This window comes from Pseudomonas sp. 5Ae-yellow (assembly GCF_014077575.1).
Lineage (GTDB): Bacteria > Pseudomonadota > Gammaproteobacteria > Pseudomonadales > Pseudomonadaceae > Halopseudomonas > Halopseudomonas neustonica.
The window spans coordinates 1-25,309 of sequence record NZ_JACGWE010000009.1 but is presented as its reverse complement, the minus strand read 5'-3'; the positions used below and the strand labels follow the sequence as shown (position 1 = coordinate 25,309).

The following is a 25,309-nucleotide window of genomic DNA, read 5'->3' as shown; positions in this document are numbered from 1 at the left end:
ATGTCTGATGGTCGCAAGCCAGCCATCAGACATTGGCATATCACTATTGCTTGGCGAGCAGATCGCGTTAATGCAGCGTCTCGCTGATCAGAGTGCCGCGCAGGGAGTGGGGCAAGGCTTCGTCGATAAGCACGTCAACAAACTGCCCGATCAGTTGCGGGTTGTTGCTGCGGAAATTGACGATGCGGTTGTGCTCGGTGCGGCCCTGCAGCATGCCAGGGTCTTTTTTCGAGTAGTCGGTCACCAGAATGCGCTGGGTGGTGCCAGCCATGCGGCGGCTGTTCTCGAAGCCCTGCTGGTTGAGGCGGTTCTGCAAAATCTGCAGTCGCTGCTTCTTGACCTCATCCGGCGTATTGTCCGGCAGGTCGGCAGCCGGTGTCCCCGGGCGCGAGCTGTAGATAAAGGAATACGAGAAATCGAAGCCTACATCCTCTACCAATTTCATCGTCTGCTCGAAGTCACGATCGGTTTCGCCAGGGAAGCCGATAATAAAATCGGAGCTGAGAATGATGTCCGGTACGGCGGCTTTCAGCTTGCGAATCCGCGACTTGTATTCCAGTGCGGTGTGGTTGCGCTTCATGCCGGCCAATACCCGGTCAGAGCCCGATTGCACTGGCAGGTGCAGGTATTTCACCAGCTCTGGCACTTCGGCATGGGCCTGGATCAGGCTGTCGGAGAATTCCAGTGGGTGCGAGGTGGTGTAGCGAATGCGATCAATGCCATCAATCGCGGCAACAACGCGAATCAGATCGGCGAGGTCGGCCACGCTGCCGTCATGGGTCACGCCGCGAAAGCCGTTCACGTTCTGGCCCAGCAGGGTGACTTCACGCACGCCATTTTCGGCCAGGTGGATTACCTCAGCCAATACATCATCAAAGGGCCGACTGACTTCTTCACCACGGGTGTAGGGCACCACGCAGAAGCTGCAGTACTTGCTGCAACCTTCCATGATGGAAACAAAGGCGGTGGGGCCATCAACGCGCGGTTCTGGCAGGCGATCGAACTTTTCGATCTCGGGGAAGCTGATATCCACCTGCGGCTTGTGCGTGGTGCGCGCGGCGTCAATCATTTCTGGCAAGCGGTGCAACGTCTGCGGGCCAAAGACCACGTCAACGTAGGAGGCACGGCTGCGGATCGCATCGCCTTCCTGACTGGCCACGCAACCACCGACGCCGATAATCAAATCGGGGTTCTTTTCTTTCAGTGGGCGCCAACGACCGAGTTGGGAAAACACCTTTTCCTGTGCCTTCTCGCGGATCGAACAGGTGTTGAGCAGAATGACATCTGCGTCTTCTGCGCGGTCGGTCAGCTCCATTGCCTGGTGCTCACCGAGCAGGTCTACCATACGAGAACTGTCGTACTCGTTCATTTGGCAACCGTGGGTCTGGATAAAGAGTTTCTTGGCCATGGGATATGTGCTGAGCATCGCTTGAGAAAAGGGGCGATTATACACACAAGCGAGGGCCTTTGTTATGCCCCGCGCTGTGCTATGATGCGCGCCCGCTAAACGGCAGCTGCCGTGGCGTCCACGGTTTTTTAAAGGTTTTGGTCATCCCGCTATGAGTAAAGAAAGTCAGCCGGTCTTTCGGATTATCTTCAACAACCAGGGACAGGTGTTTGAACTCTACGCACAGCAGATTTTTCAGAGCGAGCTGTGGGGCTTCATGGAGATCGAAGAGTTGATCTTCGGTGAGCGCTCGCAACTGGTGGTCGATCCGGGCGAAGAAAAGCTAAAAAATCAGTTTGATGGCGTCAAGCGCAGCTTTATTCCAGTGCACTCGATCATTCGTATCGACGAAGTTGAGCGCGTGGGCACGGCCAAGATCAGTGAGGCCAAGGGTGATAGTGGTAGCAATGTGATGCATTTTCCGATGCCGCCGCGGTCGGATAGCTGACCAGGCTGGGCGCTAGCTCCACAGGATGGATACGGTCCAGATTGGGCTTTCTGCAAGCCCAGTAACGTAAAAAAGCTCACGCGACTTTCGGGTTTAGCTACTTTTCCTGCTGTTGGTGAGCATGCCTTTCGCCTTTTTCCGGCGAGTTACTTTTCTTTGAATGGCCAAAGAAAAGATAACCAAAAGAAATCCACCCAACCAAGCTAGCCTGCGGCTTCTCTGCGTTACGCGGTGTTGAGCGCGCCTGCGGAACTCGCTTCGCTCAGGCTAGGCGCCCCCAACATTCCTCGGCTCAATCGCTCAACCCCTGCGTTACTCGACAGCTTGGAACGGGGATTTATGGCGAGCCACCGCGTGATTTTTGAGTTTGATTGTCTGGCCTGACCTCTTGCGCAAAAGGCCTGTGACTGCACGTACTATCTAATCCCATCTGAGCGGGCGAGCAACGCAGCGTACCCGCAGGGCCGCGCAGCTGGGTGCCCTGGGGGATCGCTAAGGGGGCATGGGCAAACATGCCCCCTTGGCTCGCCTAAAGGCGAAAACGTAAGTGAGTTAAAACACCAGCTTCAAGCATCATGAGCGAGTTTCGTTGGACGTTATGCCAAGCCTAAACAAGGCGGCGAAGACTACTCCAACAATTCCTCAATCTCTTCCGCATTAGACTCAGGCCGCAACTGAGGCTCTTCCGTCTTGAGCGTCCCACTCAACTGCTCTTCCCGAATCTGCGCCAGATAATCCCGAAACAGCGTACCCAGTACATGGGTGGCGGCACTCATTTCCTGCTGATTCATCTGCAGTGCGACCAGGTCGGCACTGTCCATGGCGGCGTCATGGCCGTTAATGGACGCCATTTTCAGAATGACGTAAGCCTGCGGCAGGTTGCGCTGCACCCCTTCACCCTTGAAGTGCATCATGCCGAGGCGGTATTGCGCGCGGGGTTCGCCTTGAATAGAGGCTTGTTCCAGCCATTGCAGGGCAGTCTCGTAGTTCTGCTCCACGCGCTCGCCACTGAAGTAGAGTTGGCCCAGTTCGTATTGCGCCTTCATGTCGCCCTTGTCTGCCGCACTGATACAGGTATCGATCGCCAGCTGCAGGCTGTCGTTGTTCACGCGCTCGAAGGCGCAGCGATCGTTGGCGCTGATCAGTAGTGTATTGTCAGTCTCTGCATTGGCCTGGATGGCGGGCGCGAGCAATAAACCGATCAGTGTGAGCCTTGGCAGCAGGCGGTGCATGGTGTTTTCAGATCCTCTCGGCAGTCGGTTCTTTGGCACTTCGATTAGCGCTATTGTGCGCCTGTTCGCTGAGCAGGCCAACAGTCAGTCCTGCACCTAGTAGCGCGGGGAATAACCACAGCGCCAGTGCCGAACTGTCGAGGAGGCCAGCCAGTGCCGCCGCGCCGGGGCTAAATAACGGGGCAAGAATGCCGATTGTGGCGATAATGCCGGCTAATACTGGCCGCAGATCACGGCGTAATATCAGCATGCAGGCAAGTATCAGCAGAGTCAGGCCGATCAGGCTGATGCTCCATTGATAGCCGTGTTGCATATCCATGCGACGGGTCAGCTCAAAAGCGGCCATCAGGCCGAGCAGGATGCGCCCCCAGTTTGCGGGCTGCCAACGCAGGCCAAACGCCAGGTAGAAGGCGGTCAGGCCCAGCAGTGGCAAGCTGATGCTTTGCGCGGCCAGACCGAGAATCCTTTGGATATGGGTAACAGTTTCACCCAGCGCCAGGCTGTCCAGAGTCAGCAGCAGACTGCTGGCAGCCGGTAACAGCAGCGCCAGCAAAGACGCGGTGACAGCGCCGCGAGCGTTCTCGTGCAACCTGTTGCGGCGTTGCCATAACCATAGGCTGAGCCCTAGCAGGGCTGCGCTCAGCAGCCCGTATAGCAAACTCATCATAAGGCGGCGAAGGCCTTCTCGGCCGCGTCCAGGGTGAGCTGCAGCTCGGCATCGCCATGGGCGATGGAAGTAAATCCGGCCTCGAAAGCGCTGGGCGCCAAATACACGCCACCGTCCAGCATCAGGTGGAAGAACCGCTTGAAGCGTTCACCGTCGCTGGTCATAACGTCATCGAAGGTAACGATCTTGTCTGCGTCAGAAAAGTACAGACCAAACATACCACCGGCCTGGGTCGTGACGAAGGGCACGCCAGCGGCGTCAGCCCGTTGTTGCAAACCAGCCAGCAGGCGGCTGGTGTAATCGGTCAGCTCATCGTGGAAGCCGTCGCGGCTGATCAGTTTGAGCGTAGTCAGACCCGCCGCCATGGCCAGTGGGTTGCCGGACAGAGTGCCAGCCTGATAAACCGGACCGAGCGGCGCGATCTGTTCCATCACTTCGCGTTTGCCGCCGAAGCAGCCGACCGGCATGCCGCCGCCGATAATCTTGCCGAAAGTAGTCAGGTCCGGTTTAACGCCGTAGAGCGCCTGCGCGCCGCCAAGGGCCACCCGGAAGCCGGTCATTACTTCATCAAAAATCAGCACTACGCCGTGCTCGTCACAGGCGTCGCGCAGACCTTGCAGGAAGCCCGGCGCTGGCGGCACACAGTTCATATTGCCTGCTACGGGCTCAACAATGATGCAGGCGACATCTTTACCGACCTCGGCCAGGGTTTCGCGCACTGCGTCGATGTTGTTGAAGGGCAGGGTGAGCGTGTGCTTGGCAAAAGCGGCGGGTACACCGGCGGAATTGGGCACGCCTTGGGTCAGTGCGCCGGACCCAGCCTTGACCAGCAGGCTGTCGGAGTGGCCGTGGTAGCAGCCCTCAAACTTGATGATGCTATCGCGGCCGGTGTAGCCCCGCGCCAGCCGGATGGCGCTCATGGTGGCTTCGGTACCGGAGCTGACCATGCGCACCATATCCATGGAGGGCACCAGCGCGCAGACCAGATCGGCCATTTCGGTTTCCATCGCTGTTGGCGCGCCATAGGACAGACCATGCTGTAACTGATTGCGCACGGCATCCAGGACGTCCGGATGGCTGTGGCCCAGAATCATCGGGCCCCAGGAGCCGACATAGTCAACGTAGCGCTTGTCGTCTTCGTCAGTAACGTAGGCACCTTCGGCGTGCTTGAAAAACAGCGGCGTACCGCCGACGCTTTTAAAGGCGCGCACCGGCGAGTTGACGCCGCCTGGGATGTGTTTCTGGGCGCTGGCAAACAGGGATTCGGAACGGGACTGAGACATGGTGAACTCTCTCAACAGGCATTAATGAGTTGGCTGAAATTGCTGGCACGCTGTTGCACGGCGCCAGCATCAGAAGCGCCGAACAGGCCGTTGATCACGGCCAGGTAGTCGGCGCCGGCGCCGAGTAGTTGCGGCGCGTTGTGCAGGGTGATGCCGCCGATAGCAATGATCGGCAGGGTGAAGCGTTGGCGCGCCTGCTGCAGCAGTACGGGTGTGGCTGCTGGGGCGCCGGGTTTGGTGACCGACTGAAAGAAGCGGCCAAAGGCAATATAGCTGGCGCCTGCGTTGACGGCCTGGTCGGCTAGCTCAAGGCTGGCGTGACAGGTGGCGCCAATCAACGCCTGCGAACCAAGCTGCTGACGTGCTTCATGCAGTGAGCCATCTTCCTGACCCAGGTGCAAACCAACGCCAAGGCGGCTGGCCAGCGCCAGGTCATCGTTGATTATCAATTGGCAGTCATAGCGCTTGCACACTTGCGCCAGCTGGCTGGCTTCGTCCAGCCGGCGGCCCCGATCACCTGATTTATCACGGTATTGCAACCAGCGAGCACCGCCTTGTAGCGCGGCTTCGACAAAAGGCAGCAGCTTGCCATTGGCCAGCAGTGCGCTGTCAGTAATGGCATACAGGCCGCGTTGGCTCACGAGCAGAAGTCCAACGGCAGGCGGCGCGGCACGTATTGGCCGTGGCCCGGTTTTTCGGCGTCGCGCAGGGTGCGCCAGGTGTAGTCGAGCGCTGACCTGACAGCGCTGACCAGATCTTCGCCGAGAGCCAAGCGGCCACTCAGGGCACTGGCTAGTGTGCAGCCGGAGCCATGATAGCTGCCGGGCAGGCGCGCGCAGGTAAAGTCGTGTTGGCTGCCGTCCTTGCAGTACAAACGGTTGTGAATGTCGGCTTCGTCGCCATGGCCACCGGTGATCAGCAGGTTCTGGCAGTAGGGCAGCAGTTTGGCTGCGCACTCATCGGCGCTGCCTGTAGGCAGCTCAGCGAGAATGCGTGCTTCGGGCAGATTCGGGGTAGCGATCAAGGCGAGCGGCAGCAGGCGTTCACGCATGGCAAAACCGACATCCTCTTTACCCAGTGATCCGCCGCCACCGGCGCGTAGTACCGGGTCGCAGACCAAAGGCAAGCCCGGGTTGGCCTGCATGATCTCGATAATGGTATCGACCATGCCGACACTCCCCAGCATCCCCAGCTTGACGGCAGAGACGGGCATGTCGCTGAGTACGGCATGGGCTTGGGCCAGTACCCATTCGCGATCAAGCACGCGGAAGTCTGTGACATCGACGGTGTTTTGCACCGTGAGTGCGGTCACGGCTGGCGCAGCGTGACAGCCTTGGGCCAGCAGCGCTTCGATGTCAGCCTGCAAGCCGGCGCCGCCGCTCGGGTCATGGCCGGACAGGCAGAGAACGACCGGCTTGAAGGGATTGGGTTGTGGCATCTATCTGGATTCCAACTCGTTGGCTATGCATTGGGCAGGGCTTGCGGCATGCGTGCGGCACAAGCCCTGCGAAACAGTGCGCTAGCTTATCATCTCAGACCGCTGTCGGGCAGCGGTGCGACGTCTCAGCGGTGGTGATAATGCAGTTGCTGTTGTGCGGCGTCGTAGCGCCAATGCGGCTGCGCGGGTGTTAATTTGACTCCGCCAACCCAATAGCCGCTGGCGCGGGCGGCAAAGCCATCAGCCTCGCCAAGCAGCACCGCCTGGCCTTTCGCGGTGAGGCGTAGCGGACGTTGTGGCCAGTCTGGCTGGTGGTCGTCGATTTGCAGCAGCGGTGTGTCGCCGAGCAGCAGCGGCTGTAATAGCCACCAGAACATCATATCGCCAAGGTAGGGCAGCGGCTCGTGCGTGACCATCAGCTCACGAAAGACCTGCCCGACGGTCAGCGACTCGCTTTGCTGAACAATCTGCAGTGTTAGTCGCTCGGTCAGGCCCAAGCCATCGTGCTGGCCAGGCAACTGCTGCAAATGCCGCTCCAGCGCCTTGCCCAGCATGGGTAACGCGGGTGTGCCCTGTTTTATCAGCCGTAACAGGGCTTGCGGACTTGGCGCAGTCAGTGCGTGCCAAGCTTGCGTACCCAGTTCCAGCAACGCATCACTGACTGGTTGGCGCTGTGGCCACAGCCAACTGAGCAGGTCGGGTGCCAACTGGCCAATACCGATGAAGCGTTTTACGCCTGGAATCTGGTCGACGGCAACGAGTTCGATTTTTGCTGTTGGTTTTAGCTGCTGTAATTGCTGCAGTAGATACGCAAGGATCAACTGGTCGTAGCTGTCGTGCTCAAACCAGAGCACGATGCGTTGGTAATGATCCAGCTGCTGCAGACACTGGTAGCTCTTTTGTTGGCGTGCGAGCGCATCGGCGGGCGCCAGATCAAAGGCCTCAGCGAGAAAGTCAGCGCGTTCGCGTAAAAGCGCTTCAGGTGCCTGGTCGCTGAGCGGGCCGATGCAGTAGGGATCGGAAAATTCCAGAAAGTCGCCATTGAAGCCGGCGATAGTAAGACTGTGCTGAATATCACTGCCGCAGCGGATGTGCAGAGTACGCAAATCCTGGTCACCGTGGCGCAGCAGTTTGCGGCTGGCATGATCAAGACTATCGATATGCGCTTTCAATTTGGGCCAGCTGCTGAAGCCGGCTTCGCGGGCGATCACCAACTGGGCTTCGGCCAAACGCAGTGCTTCGCTGCGCGGCGGTAACCAACGGCTGATGCGCAACAACGCTTCGTTGTCGCCCGCTTTGAGCGCTTTCAGCAGCTCTTTGGCGCGCTTGCGCTGCTGTTCGAGGTTGATGCGGCCGTGACTAATCGGGTTGCTTGGTGCTTTGGTCGTGGACATACGATTCCCTTATCGGGCCTGTGTCCGCCAGGCAGGCTGGGTGTCGTATGAATAAACAGGTGTTGGGTACAGCGGGCGCAGCCCTTTCCGCGAACGGGGACGCCAATCGGCGTGTGTTGCAGATGTTCACTGCTTGTCTGCCGGTTGTCAATGATGTCGCCTGTGGCGCCTTATAAGCTTGTTGACTTACACTGGTCCAACAATGAACACCTGACTAAATCGATAATAAGGGTGCTACATGAAAGCGATAGATCAATGGTTCGACGAGTACGGCGAAAGCCATCTCAACCCCGTCAACAAGTTGCTGCACTGGATCTGCGTCCCGCTGATCACCTTTAGTGTGCTGGGCATTCTGTGGGCGATTCATCCCTGGGTATCCATGCTTGCGGTAGCTGCGGCTCTGGCCTTTTACCTTACGCTCTCATGGCGCATTGCTGCTGTGATGCTAGTGATCTCGCTCTTGATGTTGTTGATTTTGAGCATGATGACCTACGTGTTCTGGCCCTGCGTAGCCGTCTTTGTAGTGGCTTGGGTTGGCCAGTTCATTGGTCATCATCTGGAAGGTAAAAAACCGTCTTTTTTCAAGGATGTACAGTTCCTGCTGATCGGCCCAATCTGGCTGTTGGGGTTTGTGTTTCGTCTGTTTGGCTTGCGTTGCTAACATTTTATCAGGTGGTAATTGCCAGCTCTCGCCATTGGCCGGGCTGCAACTCACCTAGCTGCCAATCGCCAATACTGACGCGTACCAGCCTCAGTGTCGGCAAGCCTACGGCGGCAGTCATGCGTCGAACCTGGCGATTGCGTCCCTCACGAATCGTGATTGCCAGCCAATGGGTCGGAATGCTTTTGCGGAAGCGCACCGGCGGATTGCGAGGCCAGAGGGTGGGTTCGGCAATGGCTTCAACGTCAGCGGGGCGGGTGGGGCCGTCATTCAGCACGGGTCCGGCGCGTAATTGGTCAAGCTGCTCTGGCGTCGGCTCGCCCTCTACCTGAACCCAATAGGTTTTTGCCAGTTTGTGCTTGGGATCGGTAATGCGTGCCTGCAATTGTCCGTCGTTGGTCAGCAATAACAGACCTTCGCTATCACGATCCAGGCGTCCGGCCGGGTAAACCCCGTGCAGGTCAATAAAATCCTTGAGTGTTGCCCGCCCCTGTCCATCGGTAAACTGCGTTAACACGTCAAAAGGTTTGTTCAGCGCAATCAACTGCGGATTGGCAGGCGGTGGCGCGGGCTGGCGTCGCGGCTTGCTGTTAGCCTTCTGGTGTGGGCGTTTTGCTGGAAGAGGGCGTTGGGCCATGCAATCTAACCTTGTGTAATCAGCGCGGCTGGGTGTCGGCAATAGGCATAACGGCGAGGGTCACAGTTGCTTTGCTGAACAAGCGTTTTTTGCCGTCTGCCCATGCAAAGACCTCTGCTTCGACCACGCAGATCTGTTTTCCGGGCTTGAGGACCTCCGCGCGGCATAACAGGGTAGCGCAAAGTGCGGGGCGTAGCAGGTTGACTTTGAACTCCACACTTAGCACGCCGAATCCGTCAGGGATCAAGGTCGCTGCTGCTGCGCCAGCGCTATGGTCGGCGAGGGTGGTTTGCACCCCGGCATGTACGAAGCCGTTCTGCTGGCTGTGGCGTGGCAGGATTTGCAGCTCTGCCTCAACCCAACCGGGCCCGCAGGCGGTCGGGCGAATACCCAGATCATTGATGAAGGCGGCCTTGGCGAAGCCTGCCTGTACACGAGCGTCGATATCTTGCTGTGCTAGCGTCATGCCTTACTCCTGAAAACCGGCTGGTGTGGAGCGCGCAATCAGCGCCGCTAGGTTCAGGCCGCGTGGCAGCGTCCCGTAGGCTTGACCATGCTGGCCCAGACGGCTAGCGATAAAGGCGTCGGAGACGCTGCTGTTGCCTGCCTCAAGTAATAGTTTGGCCTGTAGCGCGGTAGCGACGTCTTCGGTCAGTTGGCGTGCGCGGTGCTGAATTTCATCGGTGTCACCGAACTGTTGCTTGAGTTGCTCAATTTGTTGCTTTAGCACTGCCGAGCCGTGCCCGTCGCCCAGTTCGGCAAATAACACATCAAGTACGCCTGGCTCTTTGGATAGGGCGCGCAGCACGTCCAGGCACTGCACATTGCCGGAGCCTTCCCAGATCGAGTTGACCGGTGCTTCGCGGTACAGGCGCGGCAGTATGCTGTCCTCCACATAACCGGTGCCGCCCAGGCATTCCTGTGCCTCGTTGATCATGCCCGGTGCGCGTTTGCAGATCCAGTATTTGCCAATTGCTGTTACCAGGCGTGCGAACTTGTCTTCCTGTTCGTCATGTACGGAGTCGAGCGCCTTGCCCATGCGCATGGTCAGTGCCAGCGCCGCTTCGCTCTCCAGTGCCAGATCGGCGAGTACGTTCTGCATCAGCGGCTGCTCATTGAGTACGCGGGTGCCGACCATGCGGTGCGCGCAGTGGTGCGCTGCCTGGGTGAGTGCCTGACGCATCAGCGAGCTGGAGCCGATCATGCAGTCGAAGCGAGTCAGTGAGACCATTTCAATAATAGTGGGCACGCCGCGGCCCTCCGCGCCGACCATCCAGGCCAGTGCACCGCGAAACTCGACTTCGCTGGAGGCGTTGGCCCAGTTGCCCAGTTTGTTTTTCAGGCGCTGAATATAAAATTCATTACGCGAGCCGTCCGGGCGGTGGCGTGGCAGCAGAAAACAGCTCAATCCCTTGTCGGTCTGGGCCAGCGTCAGGAAGGCGTCGCACATAGGCGCCGAGCAAAACCATTTGTGGCCGACCAGTTCGTAGGCTTGGCCGGGACCGCCGACGCCCACGGGATAGGCGCGGGTGGTATTGGCGCGTACGTCGGTACCGCCCTGTTTCTCGGTCATGGCCATGCCGATAGTAGCGCCGGTTTTTTGCTCGACTGGCAGATTGCGTGGGTCGTATTGGCGCGAGAGTATTTTCGGCAGCCAGTGCTCTGCCAGGTCGGGCTGTAGACGCAGCGCGGGCACACAGGCGTAAGTCATGGTCATGGGGCAGCTAGTGCCGGCCTCGGCCTGATTATGCAGGTACATGGTGGCCGCGCGCGCCACTTGGGCGCCGGGGCGCGGGTCAGTCCAGGGCGCACTGGTCACTCCTGCGCCAATGCCGGCAGCCATCAACTCATGGTAAGCGGGATGAAACTCAACCAGGTCAATGCGGTGCCCGCAGCGGTCATGGCTCTTGAATACCGGCTTGTTCTCGTTGGCTAGAAAACCGGCCTGCATCAGGCTGCTGCCCGCTAGCTGGCCGTACGTGTTTAGCGCTGCGTCTGCCCATTCGCCCTGATAGCGTTTGACCCACTCCTGCAGCGGCAGGTCATCGCGGTACAGGTTGATAGCGCTGAGTGGCGGTACCTGGTTGGTGACGTCGTGGGTTTCGGCATAGTGATGTAGGTTCATTGCGGTAGGTCCTTCGCACCGAGTGCGCGTAGACAAAAACGGGTGATGGTGCGCGTTACGGCTGCCAGCGTTTCAGTGGGTAAGCCGCTTTCCCGGTCGGCGCGTGCTTGTGGCGAGAGTGGGCCAACGAGTGACTCGGCGACAGCGCCGACCAGGCAGGCTGCGGTGAGCGGGATGTTTTCAACCACAAAGCTGCCGTCTGCAACACCGTCTTTCAGCAGCTCGCCGTAGATGGTGGCGTAGGCCTGACGGTAATAAAGGCGCTGTGTTTCCACTTCTTCTTCGGCGGGCTCGGCAATCAAGGCGTAAGCCAGTTGGCGGCTATGCCAGGCTCTGGCGGCAAACTGCGCGATGCCATTGCGCAGGCGGTCATGCGCCAAGCCAGGCGCAAGAAACTGCTCTTTGAGCGTATTGAGCTCAATGCGGGTAGCCTTTACAAAGACCTCGGCTGTCAGCGCGCCTTTGCCGGGGAAGTGCCGGTACAGGCTGCCGGTGGCAATGCCAGCAGCGCGGGCCAGTCCGCTCATGGTCAGGGCGCCGAAGCCACTGTCTGCGACCTGCTGCAGGGCGCAGTTGAGTATGTGCTCGCGGGTGACTTCGTCACGCTCGAGGCGGGTGGCGGTGGTACGATAAACCATAAGCTGAATCCGGATTCATTATTTGTTTATAGTGAATCAGGATTCAGGCTTTGATGCAGGCGGTAAAATGGTCAGACTCAGTGGCGTTCTGGTCGTTGGTGCTGGGTCGACAGGGAGAGGGTGAGCGGCAGTGTCTCAGCCAATAACACCGATCACCACTTCCTTGATCACAAAGGCGATAACGCCCAGGCCCAGAACTGAAAACAGGACGAAAGTGCCGTAGCGTCCGGCCTTTGATTTTTTTGCCAGATCCCAGACGATAAAACCCATAAAAGCGACCAGGGCAAAGATCATGACTGGCATGGCCAGGGCTTCAAATTGTTGGTAGGTCATGGGGCATGCTCCAGACAGTGAAAAAGGGCGCCCAGTATAACGGCTCTGGTTGGCATGCGCGCGAGTCGGTAATTAGTTCAGGCCAAGATGCTTCAATGGCAGTTCGGTGCTGGCCAGTACTTGGCTGAGTACAAAGCTGGAGCGCACGCTTGATACGCCTTCGATCCGCGTGAGCGTGCCTAGCAGCAGTTGCTGATAGTGCTCCATATCCGGTACCACCACGCGTAGGTGGTAGTCGGCATCCATGCCGGTTACCAGGCAGCAGTCGAGCACTTCCGGGCAGTCGCGAATAGTCTTCTCAAACCCGGCAAAGCGTTCAGGGGTATGCCGGTCCATGCCGATCATGACGAAGGCAGTCAGTTTTAGGCCGAGCATGGTTGGATCGAGCAGAGCGACCTGTTTTTTGATCAGTCCGCTGTCTTCCAGCTGCTTCACCCGGCGTGAGCATGGCGAGGGCGATAGGCCGATGCGTTCGGCTAGCTCCTGATTGCTGATACGAGCGTCCTGCTGTAACGCGGCCAAAATCTTCAAGTCGTAGCGATCAAGGTTGACGGAATTCATGGTTTTTTACCTTATTGCGCATTTATCGCTATTTTTAGGTTTTTATTGCTGTTAAGGCAAGTATTTATGCAATATTAGAAAAGTTATTTCGCTCTTGTCGGCTTACTATAGTCAACAGTTTCAGCCAGAACCGATCGTCCAACCGGCTCGCTTATCCGGCGAGTTGGGGCAAGATCACCTACCAGGTGTGCTGCCAATCGGTTACCCAGCCCACAAGGCACGGGAATAAGGCAACATCCCATCAGGATGCAGGAGGACGCATAAAAAAGGCGAGCTACCTTTCTCGGTGGCTCGCCTTTTTTTTGCCTGCTTTGCTTAGGCAGGGTCTTTGTGCACCAGCACGTCTGCTTGCGGGTAGCGCTCAATGATGGCTAATCGCACCTGCTCGCCGCGCGCGTGCGCATCCGCCAAGGTTAGCGTAGCGGGCAGCTCAAGATGCAGCTGCATGAACCAGTGGTGGCCCGACTGGCGAGTGCGCAGATCGTGCACATCGATGACGTCGGGCACCGCGCGGGCGATGGCCAGCGAGGCTGCACGCACGTCGTCCGGCAGTTCGTGATCCATCAGTATCGCAATGGCTTCCAGGCCGATGCGCACGGCGCCATAGCCGATGAATACCGCAATGCCCAGTCCGAATAGAGCATCTGCGCGCTGAATGCCGAAGTGCGCCAATAGTAAGGCGGCGATAATGCTGACGTTAAGTATCAGGTCTGAGCGGTAATGCAACGAGTCTGCGCTGATGGCGGTGGAATGGGTGCGTTTGATTACGTGTTGCTGGATTGCCAGTAGGCCGAGTGTTGCGACAATGGAAAATACCATGACGGCGATGCCAGCCCAGGCGGTCTCAAGCGGTTGGGGGTGCAGCAGCCGGTTGATACCTTGCAGCAGCACCAGAACCGCAGAGCCGGTAATGAAGGCCGATTGCGCCAGCCCGGCCAGCGCTTCCGCCTTGCCGTGCCCGAAGCGATGCTCTTTATCCGCCGGCTTCAGCGCGTAGCCGACGGCAAACAGATTGATGATGGAGGCACCCGCGTCCATCAATGAGTCGATTAACCCCGCCAGCAGACTGACCGAGCCTGACATCAGCCAGACTCCACTCTTCAGCGCTATAAGCACCAGTGCAACGATGACCGAAGCACGTGTAGCCAGCCTGAGTAGGCGAGCGCGTTCGGTTGCATCGTGGGTTTGCTCTGTCATCAGGCGCGCGGTGTGCTGTGCAGCATGGCGATATGGCTGGGCAGTGGCTGTCGGCTTTCCTCGGCCTGCTCAACTGGCAGATCCAGGTTCAGTTCCTGGCGAATGATCGCCTGAAGTTTGGCCTTGTCGACCTTGCCATCGGCATCGATAGCGGGCTGCAGTTGTTCCGGTTCCAGGCTGTAGCGCGCGTCAGGCAGGTATATGGCGCCGGTAGCGAAGTCGACAGCAAAGGCGATTACACCAGGAATGATATAGAACAGCAGGCCAATACCGTTGAGAATCGCCACGCCGGGATCGATTTCTCCACTGATCTGGCCGCGGCGCTCCGGATAAAACACGGTACCGCAGGCGCTAAGTTGGGTGATGACAGTAGTGGCAAGCAGAATGCTGGCTAGGGGCTTGAGACGCATGACTGCGGGACTCCTGAAAGCAGTGAGGGAATCGGTAGGTGCTATTTTCCAGGCCACGGCAAACACGGCGTTCTGTGCGATGCTCTGGTTGTGCATAGCATATCTGCGCCTTGGGCTGACTGAAAGCCCGTAAGCCGTATAATGCGGCCTCTATTTTCGGTACGGTTTAGCCATGAGCGAATTACCCGTCACGCAGATTCTGCCTGAGTTATTGCAGGCATTGGAGTATAGCCCCTCGGCGGTGCTGCAGGCGCCCCCCGGCGCGGGTAAAACCACGCTTGTGCCTTTGGCGCTGTTGGACGTGGATTGGCTGGCAGGGCAGAAGATTATATTGCTTGAGCCGCGCCGGCTGGCAGCACGCGCTGCGGCGGAGCGCTTGGCTGATTTGCTGGGTGAGCCGGTGGGGCAGACTGTGGGCTATCGTATTCGGCTCGACAGCAAGGTCAGTGCGGCCACCCGCATTGAGGTCGTAACCGAAGGTATTTTGCAGCGCCAGTTGCAGTCGGACCCCGAGTTGCCTGGGGTGGGCATAGTGATCTTCGATGAATTCCATGAGCGCAGCCTGGATGCTGACTTGGGGCTCGCGCTCTGCGTTCAGACCCAGCAATACCTGCGCGATGAGTACCCCCTGCGTTTGTTGGTGATGTCGGCCACACTGGACGCTGACGCGGTCAGTCAGCTATTGGATGATGCGCCGGTGATAACCAGTATGGGTCGTCAGTATCCGGTGACGGTGAACTACGGTACCCCCTGGGAGCCGCGCCAGTTTATTGAGCCGCTGGTTTGTCAGACGGTGATGCAGGCGCTGGACGACGAGCACGGCAGCGTACTGGTGTTTTTACCGGGCACGGCGGAGATCCGCCGAGTGCAGGCGCAGTTGGAGCAAAGCCTGAACGGTCGTGCGGATGTGCTCTTGACGCCGCTCTACGGTGAGCTGGATTTCGGCACTCAGCGACAAGCGATTCAACCGGCCCCGGCGGGTCAGCGCAAGGTGGTGCTGGCAACCGCTATTGCGGAAACCAGTTTGACCATCGAGGGGATTCGGGTGGTGGTGGACGCTGGTTTATCGCGCGAGGCTGCCTTTGATCCACAATCGGGTATGACCGGCTTGCATACTCGCCGGGTGTCGCGTGCAGCAGCAGAGCAGCGTGCAGGCCGAGCGGGCCGTCTGGAGCCCGGTGTTTGTTACCGGTTGTGGTCGGCACAGCAGCATGAGCAACTGGCGGCGCAACGCGAACCGGAAATAAAACAGGCTGATTTGGCGCCGCTTGCATTGCAGTTGGCGCATTGGGGCGTGCAAGACGTCAGCGAGCTGGTGTGGCTCGATCCGCCACCCGCTGCGGCGCTGCAGCAAGGCAGAGACTTGCTGCAGCGGCTCGGTGCCTTGCAGCTGTCTGCACAGGGCTGGCAGTTAACCCCGCACGGTGAGACGCTGACACGCTTGCCTATGCACCCGCGGCTGGCACATATGCTGGTTGAAGGGCAGCGTCTGGGCCTGGGTCAGTTGGCGGCCAGACTGGCTGCAGTGGTTGATGAGCGCGATTTGCTGCGCCGCGCACAGAGCGCGGATATCAGCCGCCGCGTGGCCCTGTTTGACGATCCACGTGGCGCGGATGCTGACCGTAACGCGTTGCAGCGGGCGCGCAAGCTGGCAACACAGTGGCAAGCATTGCTCAAGCGACTCCCGGTTACCTCGCCGGTCAATGATGCGCAGGATGAAAAGTGGATTGGTGTGCTGCTGGCGCTGGCTTACCCGGATCGCATAGCGCAGCGTCGGGGGGAGTCCGGCACTGAATACCGTCTGGCCAATGGCCGGGCGGCCGCGTTTATGGAGCCGGACTCGCTGCAGCAGTGCAACTGGTTGGCGATCACCGCGCTCGGCGGTCAGGCCAGTCAGCGTAATGCGCGCATTTTCATGGCGGCGGAGCTGGATGTGCCTGCCTTACTTGCAGTGCAGCCCGGCCTGCTTAGTCAGCGTGAAACCCTGTCCTGGGATGCGCGTACAGAATCCTTGCTGGCCGAACGGCAGGAACGTATCGGTGAGTTGGTCTGGCAACGCGCAGCATTAGCGCAGATCGATCCGCAGCAACGTCAGCGCGCGCTCTGTGATGTCGTGCGTCGGCAAGGGATCAACCTGCTGCCGTGGACGCCAGCGCTGCGCCAGTGGCAGGCGCGTATCGGTTTGTTGCGTGCCCTCGATCTGGCTGAAAAGGGTGATAGTGCCTGGCCGGATCTTGCTGATCAGACGTTGTTGGACACCCTGGAAGACTGGCTCGCGCCCCATTTAAACAAGATCACCCGCTTGGCTCATTTCGCCCAGCTGGAGTTGGCCAATATTCTTCTTGGGCTCTTGCCCTGGCCCTTGCCCCAGCAATTGGAGGAGCAAGCCCCGACCCATTGGACGGTGCCCACGGGGTCACGTATTCGTATTGATTACAGCGAAACGCCGCCAAGTCTCTCGGTACGCTTGCAGGAGCTGTTTGGCAGCGCCGACACACCGCGCATTGCGCGCGGCCGCCAGGCGCTGAAGTTACAGTTATTGTCGCCCGCGCAGCGCCCTGTGCAGGTCACTCAGGATCTGGTCGGCTTCTGGCATGGCAGTTATGCCGAGGTAAAGAAGGACCTGAAAGGCCGCTACCCCAAGCTATTCCATAACTTAGATAAATTTGTTGAATCGCTTAACGTTAAAGATATTGACAAAGACAGGGATTGATTGCAGTGAGGGGGCAGCCGTAGATTGATAAAGCGCACCTATCATGATACCATTGACTGATTATGCAAGGGAGTATGTCGATGGCTTATCAGAACACCCGCTTCGCGAACCGCCTTGTGATCATTCAGCATGTAAAGGATGTCTTTGCTGAAATCCACGTCAATGCTAAGCCTTCAGGCTCTGAAGAGTGCTATCTCGACAAAAGTAACGAGAACGCTAAATTTTTTGAGTTAGCCGAAATTGGGGCGGCGGGCGGGTCTGGCGATTTGTACAACTTTCCCTTTCTTTTTCTTGCGTGTGGCAACCCCTGGTACGAAGCTAATGACTACTTGCTTAGTCTCGTAAAACATCGTCATCCTGAAAAGCGACCAACTGACGACCTACGTAAGCGCGCCAGTAAGCTACTCGACTATCTCCTCTTTTGTGAAGATGAAAACCTGGATTGGCTAGACTTTACCGGTGCCCGGCCCGCGTTTCGTCCGACTTATAAATACTTCTATCACCTGATAAACGAAGGCAGTCGCAGTAACCAGGTAATCAATCAATACACCGCTGTCGTGTACCATTTTTACGACTACGTTTCCAGGCATTGGCATGATCTGGACTTAAAGCGTGTCGATACGACAAAGCAAGTTGAGTTCGCTGTTAGAACAAACGCGGGCATAAAACTGGTAAAAACAGAAAAGCGTAGTCAGACCAAGCGCGTTCCCCCGGAGAGTCCTGTTCCTATGGGGTTTGTGCGGGAAGATGGGGAAGATCTTCGCCCACTGTGCAACCGCGAGCTGGGTTTGTTAATTAATGCCATTCGGAATTTAAAGGATTGGTCTGCGGTTGAGCGCATGATCCTTTTGGTTTCGCTGATGACGGGGGCGCGAAAGCAAACGGTTCTGACTATGCGCCTGAAGCATTTGAGCAGCTTTACCAATGACAAATTGCTGCCTGATGGCTCTTATAAGCTACTCGCGGGGCCACGAACTGGAATCGATACAAAGTACGACAAGCCGCAAGATCTGTATTTCCCTAAACAGCTCGCCGAGGATTTGGTCACGCTCGCTAGCAGTTCTATGATGAAAAAACGGCGGGCAAAGTTCAGAATGAAATTGAAAGATGGGTTTCAGCTCAGCGAAGATGACACCTACCTGTTCCTGTCGGATCAGGGGAACTGCTACTACATGGCAAAAAGTGATCCTCGTTATCCAGTGGTTATGTCACCGCAGACAGGACAGGTCACCGACACGCTAAAGAAGAAGCTGATAAAAAAACTCGCTGGAAAGCCATTTCCTGAAGATTTTTCATATCACTGGTTAAGAGCGACCTTCGCCTTCCAACTATATCAACGCTTACAAGTACTGGTCGAAAACCAGCGTATTCGTCCTGGTGAAGTAATTGACTTCGTTCAAAAGCGGATGCACCACGAGTCCAGGGAGACCACAGAAAATTACCTCAAGTTATTCGAGATGAGCCATGAAAAGGTCGCTTCACAAGAAATGTGGGAAAAGACGCTGTTTAATGGTGGGTACGATGTGCTGAAAGTAGAGACCCAAGATGAATAGCCGGCAGCGCCTTGAGAATCGTGGTAACACGCAGGTTATCACGTTGAGTGGGTTAGCTATGGATTTTCCCGAGCCTGAGCGCTTGCGGTTGCAGCTGTCCGCGAGGGTGAGAAAGAAACCGCTTGATGTTGGCAGTCTTGCATATTTCATTCGTGGTAAGAATGTCAGCTCCCATGATGATCGTGGGACGCCAGTTGTGATTGAATCTTTTGTTGAAAGCCGCCGCGAACTCATTTTGAGACTGCTGGAATCTTTTATCGGTCAGCGTGACACGACAGTCGCTAGCACTTTTTTGCATGTCGAACACTTGATCGATTGGCTAAATGCGCAAGGCTACAAAGAAGTGTTTGCTAGTGTAGGACATGCGCAGCAGGCATATAGAGATTACACGGCCTATCTGAACGATAAAATCGCACATCAAAAATGGAAGCCTAGGACTGCTATAAACTTCCAGGTGGGGGTAGTCAAAGTTATCGATATTCTCTATCCAGAGGAGAGCCACCGTATCCTCGCCGGCGCAGTAAGAATTAATGGGGAGCGGGGCTCTGACGCAGCCAGCGCTGCGCATGTGGAGTTGTACCGGGACGTTTGTTTGAGCATTGCCCAGCAGTGCAGCGCTTTTCTTTTGGACAATAAACCCTATCCGTTCGTCGTAAGAATTAGGGATTATGAAGTTGTGGGGTTTCCTTCTCGTAATGGTTGGGCTGGGCCATTTAAGCAATCAGCAATATCGTATAACGCCGGAGAGCTACGGATTGCAACAGTCGATGAATATGGCGAGGCCTGCATCAAGCGCGGTCGAAAGCGACCGAGTAAATCTCACATATTGCGCGCTATAGCTTCCGCACGGACGAACCTGGATTCAGCTAATAATGATGAGCGTCACTGGCATAGGCTTCAGGTAGCAGGCCTTGCGGCGAAAGCCTATGCGAGCCTTTTTTTGTTGATTACGGGTGCCACACCTACTGAGTTTGATCAGTTTAGCTATGCTGACGCTCTGGCTGTTGAAAAATCCCCGATTAAGAAAGAGTTGTCGGCTGTGAAGTTTCGAGCTGGTGGAAGATCAACTCTTTATAATATTGGACGGGACTCGGGTTTGCCGCTGCTTAAGGAATACCTAAAGTTACGCAAATGGATATTGAACGGTGCTGCTCATGAACGTTTATTCTTTGGAATGCCCTCAGTTACCCAAAAGCTAAGCGACAATATGGTTTTTTCTGAATTTGACGCATCGGATTTGGTGTTTAACTTTTATGATTCTATAAGTGGCGCCTTTCTCGATCCAAAGATTCCAAGGCTTTCACCTCGAAAAATGCGGAAATACAAAAGCGTTGCAATGCATACGGCAGGCATCGCGCCGGCAAGCGTATCCGCATCTTTGAATCACTCCGAATCGGTGAATCTTTCGACATATGCTGAGGCGACGCCCGAACAGCAAGACGAAGAGCTCGGTAGGTTCTGGCAGGCTGTCCGTCGTGCCGCCGATATCGTACGTGAGCGCGGTCAGAGGGCCGCTGAAGGGGAAACAGCAACAGCGGCTGGGCATTGTAGCAATTTCAGCCAACCGATCCCTATGCGCGATTTGGGGGCTGTTGGAGCTGAGGTAAGCTGCCGTACCCAGTATGGTTGCTTATATTGTGAGAATTACCTGGTTCACAGCGATGAAGAAGACCTTCACAAGATTATGAGCTTACAGTATGTAATTAATGCGGTTCGCAAATCAGCGCCCGACGCGGCCCATGCTGAAACGCTATACAAAGAATTGTCGATCAGGATTGAGTTCATCCTTGAGTCGATTTGTGAAGGTTCAGATAGGGCCAGAAAGACGGCTAACGCGGTCAAGTCCAAGGTGTTTGAGTACGGTGAACTAACTCAGTTCTGGGAGAACCGCTTGAACCGTTACGAAGCGATGGGGGTGGTATTTTGAACGCTGTTGTTCAATCTGTCGGCAGTATATTTCCCGGTGTTCAGTCTCTGGACGGTAGTGAGCCGGATAGTGCACCGCAAGTGTATGGTAAACCCTCAGCCACATTTATTCTCTGTCGCGATAAAAATAGCAATCCAACGGCTGTATATGGCGAACCTGTATGGGACTTCAACCCTTATAGGCTGAGCGCAAATAAAATCAACAGGATATCTTTTGATACGGTCTTCGACCAAGATGGGGAAGAGCAGCAGGCGTTGATAGAAGAAGCGAAATATCTTCTGTACTGCCTGATCTATTTTGCAGGAGGTGGACGAGTAGGTACGCTAAGTGCTTCAACGGTCGGAAGCTATTGGGCGGTATTGCGCATCGCCATTCAGTTCTGCTACGAGCAGAAACAGAAGCCCATGCTTGGCGTGCTGTCTTTGCAGCAGGTCTTTACTGTGCCGGTTTATCTGGCGGCTTTTATAGATTCAAAGAATTTTGACCATGGGGCTCTTTCAGGAATTATGAGTAGCTTGGCCAGGGTGGGAGAAGATCGGCTAGGTTATGCCTCCCTAAATCCGTCGAATTTCGATCTGGCGCGTCAACAATCCAAGCAACATCCGGTTATTCCGACCCGAATTTATTTAAATCTCATCAATCTAACAGGCGACCTGCTAGATCAACTTCATGCGGGTGTTGGGAATTTTGAGTCATTTATTGCTTGCTTTGACGATGAATTTTACGGGTTAACTTACGCTAATCAGAAAAGTCGTGGGCTAGGTGGTAGGGCAAACCGAAGACCTGACATGCCGCAAGCGCTGAAGGATAATGGCCTGGAGAATGTGTTTTCTGGTGAGTTTGAATGCTCACACAAGAGAAACCTGCAACGGGTTTTGCTCCAGATGCAGTATGTGGCGAAAACAGTGATTCATCTTTATACGGGCATGCGGGATCAAGAAACGATGCGAATGCCGTATCGTTGTTTGTCCGCTCAAATCGTTAGGCAGCCCGTAATTGATGATCATGGCATTGAACGTGATAAGCCGCAGTCAATAAATCTTCTCTCGACTACCACTAAGTTCAGTGGATACAGGAAAGAGGGTAACTGGCTCGCTCCACGCGAAGTCGTAAAGGCAGTCGAAGTCGCTCAGGCTATTTGTCGCGGGCTAGCAAAACTCTACAAAATTGACGAAGCTGACAGCTGCCATTTATTCCTCAATCCTGCCATCGTGAGTTTTAAGAAGATTTCCGAAGTTGGCGTGCCAACATTTGCTCTTCAAAAAATCCAGGGAAGTGCTCTACTAAAGTTGACGATTGAGGTAGAGGATTTGCTGGAACTTGCTCAGAGCGAGCCGGCTCGTGATTTCTACAGTGAGCCGCAGTTTGCTATTGGTCAGCCATGGCCCCTGACAAGCCATCAATTTCGGCGCTCATTAGCCTTCTATGGAAGTAGTAGCGGTTTTCTTTCTTTGCCGACGGTCCGAGCGCAGTTTAAACACATGACGATTGAGATGTCTCGCTATTATACGAATAATTACGATAACCTTCGAACAGTTTTTGGCTATTACGACGAAGATAAAAAAGACTTCGTTCTCCCAAGCAGTCACTTCGCCTTTGATTTTCAAATGGCTATGCCGATGTCCGTAGCAAACCAATTGATTTCCGATCTTCTATTTAATGAAGAGCCCCTATTCGGAGGCACCGGATCTTACATGGAGAAACAAAAAGAGCGGTTTAAAGCGGGCGAGATTCATATCGAGGATGTGCGCTCTGACACTGAGCAGCGGGTTAAAGGCGGCGCAATTAGCTATCGTCCGACGTTGCTCGGTGGCTGTACCAAGGTGGGCCGCTGCGACTCTTTTCTACTTGGTGACTACACTGAATGCCTATCGTGTGAGGGCGCGATAATTAAGCCCGAGAAGCTGAAAACAGCTATTGAAGATGCCTCCGGTGAGCTGGGCAGTTACGCAGAAGGCTCTGGTGAGTATCAGGTTGTACAGGGTGATATAGAGCGTTTGAAGGCCTTCAAAGCCCGGCTGATCGACAAAGTGGAGGTCTAACGATGATGACTAAAGGTACGCGTAATGGCCTAGCCACGTGCGAGGAAGCATTACAACGGCTTGTGAGCGGAAAGCCGCATAGACCGGAACACGTTGGGCTTGATTTGTCGAAACTCACTGCGGGGATCGTGAGTTACGAGGCTGGATTTGACCGTGGGTACTTAAAGAAGGCCCGTAAGTCACATCAAGCACTCATTGCGCAAATTGAAGCGTATCGACACAGAGCGCCCGTTTCATCGGTAAAGGCAAGAGAACTCGTAGTCGTTGCTGAAAAGCTATCAACGTCAAGAGGGGAGCTTGATGAAGCGCTTAAGCAGCGAGACAACATGCTGACACGTAATTTGCAACTTATGCTTCGTATCAAAGCGTTGGAAAAAGAAATCACTCAATTACGTAAATCCTCAGCAAGTAAGGTGGTTGCGTTTTCTGAACGCGGGTAATAGTGCCAATGGATATGTCTCGCATCTCGCTTTCGTGGCATGCAAAAGGCAACCTGGTTCACAAATAGGCTGATCCGGACTGCCGAGAACTACATGGAAAAACGAAAAAGGAAATTCGCATGAGAGTAGTCATCCAGAACTGCAACAATATTGATTACGGCGAAATAGAGATTAAAGAAAAAACGCTGAACATTAAGTATGCAATTAATGGAACGGGCAAGAGTACTATTGCAAAAGCAATTGTAGCTTCGGTTAATGACGCCAAGAAAAACTCAAACGAATTAGCCAAACTTAAACCATACAAGCTAAAAGAAGATAAAGATTCTGAGTCAAGCGTAAGAGGATGCGAAGGGATTAGAGACGTCTTGGTTTTCGACGAAGCATACATAAATAATGTCGCTTTTAGAGCGGACGAATTGGTCGAAGGAAGTTTTGATATCTTTATAAGAGGTGAAGAGTACGAAAGAGGAATTCAACAAATCGAGGCTTTGACCTCGCAAATGAAAAACACCCTGAATGGCGATGAAGAGATCTCAGGACTGCTATCGGATTTCGACGAAATTATTGCAGCGTTCGGGAAAGAAGTGAAGCAAGGAATCCACGCCTCTAGTGCAATGTCTCAAGCCTTCAAGGGTGGCAACAACGTAGACAATATTCCCGAAGGCCTAGAGCCTTTCAAAAGTTTTATTCAGCATAGCGATAATTATAAATGGGTGAGTTGGCAGCACAAAGGTTCACCGTTCATGGATATCGGTAACGAGTGCCCGTACTGTGCTACGGATACGACAGGTAAGAAAGAAATTATCAATAAAGTGTCTGAAGTATATAAGCCAAAGGTAATAGAAAGCCTTAACAAGATTGTTATGAACTTTAAGCGGCTTGAAGAGTACTTTTCCGAAGAAACGAGAAAAAGGATATCAGGATTTGTCTCAAAAATTGAGGGTTACACTGATGATGAATCCGGCTATCTGCTCGAAATAAAAGCTCAGATTGAACGATTGAAAGAGCGCTTTGACACTGCGCGCTCGCTCGGATTCTCATCTCTAAAAGACGTCGATAAGGTTCTCGACGCCATTGATAATCAGATAATCGATTTAGATAACTTTCCGCATTTAAAATCAGATGCGACCCAAGTCAAAGCGGATATAGTCAATAACGAGCTAAAAGAGTTGCGAGAAGTTGCGGGTAGGCTACAAGCAGAAGTATTCAAGCAAAAGAAGGTTATTACAAGTTTGGTTGAGGAACACGGTAAGAAGATCAATGACTTTCTTATAAATGCTGGCTATAGTTACCACGTATTTTTGCAAGAAGAACCAAGTGGAGAGTATCGTTTAAAGCTTGAGCCAAACGATGTTCGAGGTGAGGTGACTGAGGTTAAGAGTCGTCTAAGTTTTGGTGAGCGCAATGCATTTGCCTTAGTTCTTTTCATGTTCCACGCCTTAAAGCGAAAAGCTGACCTAATTGTTCTCGATGACCCTATTTCCTCATTCGATAAGAACAAAAAATATGCCGTTATGGAGATGCTTTTCTCAAAAGGAAACTCTTCTCTTAGTGGAAAAACTGTTTTGATGCTTACTCATGATTTTGAGCCAATTGTTGACCTGGTACATCATCATCGAGACAGATTTGAGTCGCTTAATTCCTGGTTTTTGGAAAACAATCAGGGACAATTGATAGAAAAAATTATTACTAATAAAGATATTAAAACGTTTGTTGAAATCAATACTTCCAACCTTGCGGATGACATTAATCCTCTCCATAAGGTTATTTATTTACGTCGATATTTTGAAGTTCTTAATCGCAAGGGTTTTGCATTCGATGTATTGTCAAGCGTTCTGCATAAGCGGAAGCACCCACAGCTTAACGACAAGCGTACGACAGAAAAAGGATTGACCGAGCTTTTCCTGCGCAACCTTACTGATGAAGAGTTTTCTTCGGGAGTGTCGGCGATAATTGAACACATAAATGATTTTGACTATGACGGTCTATATGCGCTTACAAGTGACAATGTGCGCATGAAAGAGTTGTATTTAAATACGGCGGTTGCAGGAGCTGAGTGCAACACGGTTATTGAATTGACGCAGGAGCATCATATTGCATAGCCAAGGCTTTCTGCATCACTTCGCTCATGACTTCGATAGGACATTTGAAATCGAAGCGCTT

General features: G+C 54.7%; 23 protein-coding genes. 8 read left to right on the top strand and 15 right to left on the bottom strand.

All coding sequences use genetic code 11. The features are described 5' to 3' along the window. Nucleotides 1–67: 67 nt before the first annotated feature. On the bottom strand, nt 68–1,408 hold the full coding sequence (gene miaB, locus H4J77_RS07780) for a tRNA (N6-isopentenyl adenosine(37)-C2)-methylthiotransferase MiaB (RefSeq protein WP_123887707.1): 1,341 nt from the start codon (nt 1,406–1,408) through the stop codon (nt 68–70). 151 nt (nt 1,409–1,559) lie between these two features. Between miaB and H4J77_RS07775 the strand changes: the two genes are divergently transcribed. Further along, nucleotides 1,560–1,895 (top strand): DUF1820 family protein, encoded by a 336-nt coding sequence (locus H4J77_RS07775; protein WP_123887708.1) that lies wholly within the window; start codon nt 1,560–1,562, stop codon nt 1,893–1,895. A gap of 626 nt (nt 1,896–2,521) precedes the next feature. Here the strand turns inward: H4J77_RS07775 and H4J77_RS07770 are convergent. The 6 genes from H4J77_RS07770 to H4J77_RS07745 all read right to left on the bottom strand — a co-directional run bounded on the left by H4J77_RS07770 (nt 2,522) and on the right by H4J77_RS07745 (nt 7,909). Next, nucleotides 2,522–3,127 (bottom strand): tetratricopeptide repeat protein, encoded by a 606-nt coding sequence (locus tag H4J77_RS07770; protein WP_123887709.1) that lies wholly within the window; start codon nt 3,125–3,127, stop codon nt 2,522–2,524. Between the two features lie 7 nt (nt 3,128–3,134). Further along, entirely contained in the window at nt 3,135–3,794 is a 660-nt protein-coding gene (locus tag H4J77_RS07765; RefSeq protein ID WP_123887710.1) for a hypothetical protein, read from the bottom strand. Continuing rightward, nucleotides 3,791–5,077, bottom strand: a complete 1,287-nt coding sequence (hemL, locus tag H4J77_RS07760; protein ID WP_123887711.1) for a glutamate-1-semialdehyde 2,1-aminomutase — start codon at nt 5,075–5,077, stop codon at nt 3,791–3,793. Before hemL ends, H4J77_RS07765 begins: the two co-directional genes overlap by 4 nt. An 11-nt stretch (nt 5,078–5,088) precedes the next feature. Then, entirely contained in the window at nt 5,089–5,718 is a 630-nt protein-coding gene (thiE, locus tag H4J77_RS07755; protein WP_123887712.1) for a thiamine phosphate synthase, read from the bottom strand. After that, nucleotides 5,715–6,515, bottom strand: coding sequence for a hydroxymethylpyrimidine/phosphomethylpyrimidine kinase (locus H4J77_RS07750; protein ID WP_123887713.1), 801 nt, complete (start codon nt 6,513–6,515; stop codon nt 5,715–5,717). The genes thiE and H4J77_RS07750 overlap by 4 nt, the downstream gene beginning before the upstream one ends. A gap of 125 nt (nt 6,516–6,640) precedes the next feature. Beyond that, on the bottom strand, nt 6,641–7,909 hold the full coding sequence (locus H4J77_RS07745; protein WP_182247819.1) for a DUF1835 domain-containing protein: 1,269 nt from the start codon (nt 7,907–7,909) through the stop codon (nt 6,641–6,643). Nucleotides 7,910–8,147: 238 nt separating this feature from the next. On the opposite strand from H4J77_RS07745, the gene H4J77_RS07740 reads away from it, so the two are divergent. Next, on the top strand, nt 8,148–8,570 hold the full coding sequence (locus tag H4J77_RS07740) for a DUF962 domain-containing protein (protein WP_123887715.1): 423 nt from the start codon (nt 8,148–8,150) through the stop codon (nt 8,568–8,570). Between the two features lie 7 nt (nt 8,571–8,577). Here H4J77_RS07740 and H4J77_RS07735 read toward each other — a convergent pair whose 3' ends face one another. From H4J77_RS07735 to H4J77_RS07700, 8 genes are all read right to left on the bottom strand, one after another. Beyond that, a complete protein-coding gene (locus tag H4J77_RS07735; RefSeq protein ID WP_123887716.1) occupies nt 8,578–9,207 on the bottom strand; it encodes a pseudouridine synthase in 630 nt (209 codons plus the stop codon). Nucleotides 9,208–9,226: 19 nt separating this feature from the next. Beyond that, complete coding sequence (locus H4J77_RS07730) at nt 9,227–9,673, bottom strand: PaaI family thioesterase (protein ID WP_123887717.1); 447 nt, start codon at nt 9,671–9,673, stop codon at nt 9,227–9,229. A 3-nt stretch (nt 9,674–9,676) separates the two neighbouring features. After that, nucleotides 9,677–11,332 carry an acyl-CoA dehydrogenase family protein gene (locus tag H4J77_RS07725; RefSeq protein ID WP_123887718.1) on the bottom strand — a complete coding sequence of 552 codons (1,656 nt, stop codon included), beginning with the start codon at nt 11,330–11,332 and terminating at the stop codon, nt 9,677–9,679. After that, entirely contained in the window at nt 11,329–11,970 is a 642-nt protein-coding gene (locus tag H4J77_RS07720) for a TetR/AcrR family transcriptional regulator (RefSeq protein WP_123887719.1), read from the bottom strand. Before H4J77_RS07720 ends, H4J77_RS07725 begins: the two co-directional genes overlap by 4 nt. A gap of 135 nt (nt 11,971–12,105) precedes the next feature. Beyond that, entirely contained in the window at nt 12,106–12,303 is a 198-nt protein-coding gene (locus H4J77_RS07715; protein WP_123887720.1) for a DUF2788 domain-containing protein, read from the bottom strand. 72 nt (nt 12,304–12,375) lie between these two features. Beyond that, nucleotides 12,376–12,864 carry an Lrp/AsnC family transcriptional regulator gene (locus H4J77_RS07710; RefSeq protein WP_123887721.1) on the bottom strand — a complete coding sequence of 163 codons (489 nt, stop codon included), beginning with the start codon at nt 12,862–12,864 and terminating at the stop codon, nt 12,376–12,378. A 315-nt stretch (nt 12,865–13,179) separates the two neighbouring features. Continuing rightward, a complete protein-coding gene (locus H4J77_RS07705) occupies nt 13,180–14,061 on the bottom strand; it encodes a cation diffusion facilitator family transporter (protein WP_123887722.1) in 882 nt (293 codons plus the stop codon). Then, nucleotides 14,061–14,471, bottom strand: a complete 411-nt coding sequence (locus H4J77_RS07700) for a polyribonucleotide nucleotidyltransferase (protein ID WP_123887723.1) — start codon at nt 14,469–14,471, stop codon at nt 14,061–14,063. The genes H4J77_RS07705 and H4J77_RS07700 overlap by 1 nt, the downstream gene beginning before the upstream one ends. A 172-nt stretch (nt 14,472–14,643) precedes the next feature. On the opposite strand from H4J77_RS07700, the gene hrpB reads away from it, so the two are divergent. The 6 genes from hrpB to H4J77_RS07670 all read left to right on the top strand — a co-directional run bounded on the left by hrpB (nt 14,644) and on the right by H4J77_RS07670 (nt 25,248). After that, entirely contained in the window at nt 14,644–17,184 is a 2,541-nt protein-coding gene (gene hrpB / locus H4J77_RS07695) for an ATP-dependent helicase HrpB (RefSeq protein ID WP_182247817.1), read from the top strand. Nucleotides 17,185–17,264: 80 nt separating this feature from the next. Next, a complete protein-coding gene (locus H4J77_RS07690; protein WP_182247815.1) occupies nt 17,265–18,737 on the top strand; it encodes a site-specific integrase in 1,473 nt (490 codons plus the stop codon). After that, complete coding sequence (locus H4J77_RS07685) at nt 18,730–20,664, top strand: hypothetical protein (protein ID WP_182247813.1); 1,935 nt, start codon at nt 18,730–18,732, stop codon at nt 20,662–20,664. The genes H4J77_RS07690 and H4J77_RS07685 overlap by 8 nt, the downstream gene beginning before the upstream one ends. Continuing rightward, a complete protein-coding gene (locus H4J77_RS07680; protein ID WP_182247811.1) occupies nt 20,661–22,706 on the top strand; it encodes an integrase in 2,046 nt (681 codons plus the stop codon). The genes H4J77_RS07685 and H4J77_RS07680 overlap by 4 nt, the downstream gene beginning before the upstream one ends. 2 nt (nt 22,707–22,708) lie before the next feature. Then, nucleotides 22,709–23,146, top strand: a complete 438-nt coding sequence (locus H4J77_RS07675; protein ID WP_182247809.1) for a hypothetical protein — start codon at nt 22,709–22,711, stop codon at nt 23,144–23,146. Nucleotides 23,147–23,265: 119 nt separating this feature from the next. Continuing rightward, nucleotides 23,266–25,248 (top strand): AAA family ATPase, encoded by a 1,983-nt coding sequence (locus H4J77_RS07670; RefSeq protein WP_182247807.1) that lies wholly within the window; start codon nt 23,266–23,268, stop codon nt 25,246–25,248. Nucleotides 25,249–25,309 lie beyond the last annotated feature (61 nt).

Excerpts from the sequence above, each read along its gene's own strand:
- miaB (WP_123887707.1), bottom strand. The coding sequence starts at position 1,408 with ATGGCCAAGAAACTCTTTATCCAGACCCACGGTTGCCAAATGAACGAG.
- H4J77_RS07775 (WP_123887708.1), top strand. The coding sequence starts at position 1,560 with ATGAGTAAAGAAAGTCAGCCGGTCTTTCGGATTATCTTCAACAACCAG.
- H4J77_RS07770 (WP_123887709.1), bottom strand. The coding sequence starts at position 3,127 with ATGCACCGCCTGCTGCCAAGGCTCACACTGATCGGTTTATTGCTCGCG.
- H4J77_RS07765 (WP_123887710.1), bottom strand. The coding sequence starts at position 3,794 with ATGATGAGTTTGCTATACGGGCTGCTGAGCGCAGCCCTGCTAGGGCTC.
- hemL (WP_123887711.1), bottom strand. The coding sequence starts at position 5,077 with ATGTCTCAGTCCCGTTCCGAATCCCTGTTTGCCAGCGCCCAGAAACAC.
- H4J77_RS07750 (WP_123887713.1), bottom strand. The coding sequence starts at position 6,515 with ATGCCACAACCCAATCCCTTCAAGCCGGTCGTTCTCTGCCTGTCCGGC.
- H4J77_RS07745 (WP_182247819.1), bottom strand. The coding sequence starts at position 7,909 with ATGTCCACGACCAAAGCACCAAGCAACCCGATTAGTCACGGCCGCATC.
- H4J77_RS07740 (WP_123887715.1), top strand. The coding sequence starts at position 8,148 with ATGAAAGCGATAGATCAATGGTTCGACGAGTACGGCGAAAGCCATCTC.
- H4J77_RS07735 (WP_123887716.1), bottom strand. The coding sequence starts at position 9,207 with ATGGCCCAACGCCCTCTTCCAGCAAAACGCCCACACCAGAAGGCTAAC.
- H4J77_RS07730 (WP_123887717.1), bottom strand. The coding sequence starts at position 9,673 with ATGACGCTAGCACAGCAAGATATCGACGCTCGTGTACAGGCAGGCTTC.
- H4J77_RS07725 (WP_123887718.1), bottom strand. The coding sequence starts at position 11,332 with ATGAACCTACATCACTATGCCGAAACCCACGACGTCACCAACCAGGTA.
- H4J77_RS07720 (WP_123887719.1), bottom strand. The coding sequence starts at position 11,970 with ATGGTTTATCGTACCACCGCCACCCGCCTCGAGCGTGACGAAGTCACC.
- H4J77_RS07715 (WP_123887720.1), bottom strand. The coding sequence starts at position 12,303 with ATGACCTACCAACAATTTGAAGCCCTGGCCATGCCAGTCATGATCTTT.
- H4J77_RS07710 (WP_123887721.1), bottom strand. The coding sequence starts at position 12,864 with ATGAATTCCGTCAACCTTGATCGCTACGACTTGAAGATTTTGGCCGCG.
- H4J77_RS07705 (WP_123887722.1), bottom strand. The coding sequence starts at position 14,061 with ATGACAGAGCAAACCCACGATGCAACCGAACGCGCTCGCCTACTCAGG.
- H4J77_RS07700 (WP_123887723.1), bottom strand. The coding sequence starts at position 14,471 with ATGCGTCTCAAGCCCCTAGCCAGCATTCTGCTTGCCACTACTGTCATC.
- hrpB (WP_182247817.1), top strand. The coding sequence starts at position 14,644 with ATGAGCGAATTACCCGTCACGCAGATTCTGCCTGAGTTATTGCAGGCA.
- H4J77_RS07690 (WP_182247815.1), top strand. The coding sequence starts at position 17,265 with ATGGCTTATCAGAACACCCGCTTCGCGAACCGCCTTGTGATCATTCAG.
- H4J77_RS07685 (WP_182247813.1), top strand. The coding sequence starts at position 18,730 with ATGAATAGCCGGCAGCGCCTTGAGAATCGTGGTAACACGCAGGTTATC.
- H4J77_RS07675 (WP_182247809.1), top strand. The coding sequence starts at position 22,709 with ATGATGACTAAAGGTACGCGTAATGGCCTAGCCACGTGCGAGGAAGCA.
- H4J77_RS07670 (WP_182247807.1), top strand. The coding sequence starts at position 23,266 with ATGAGAGTAGTCATCCAGAACTGCAACAATATTGATTACGGCGAAATA.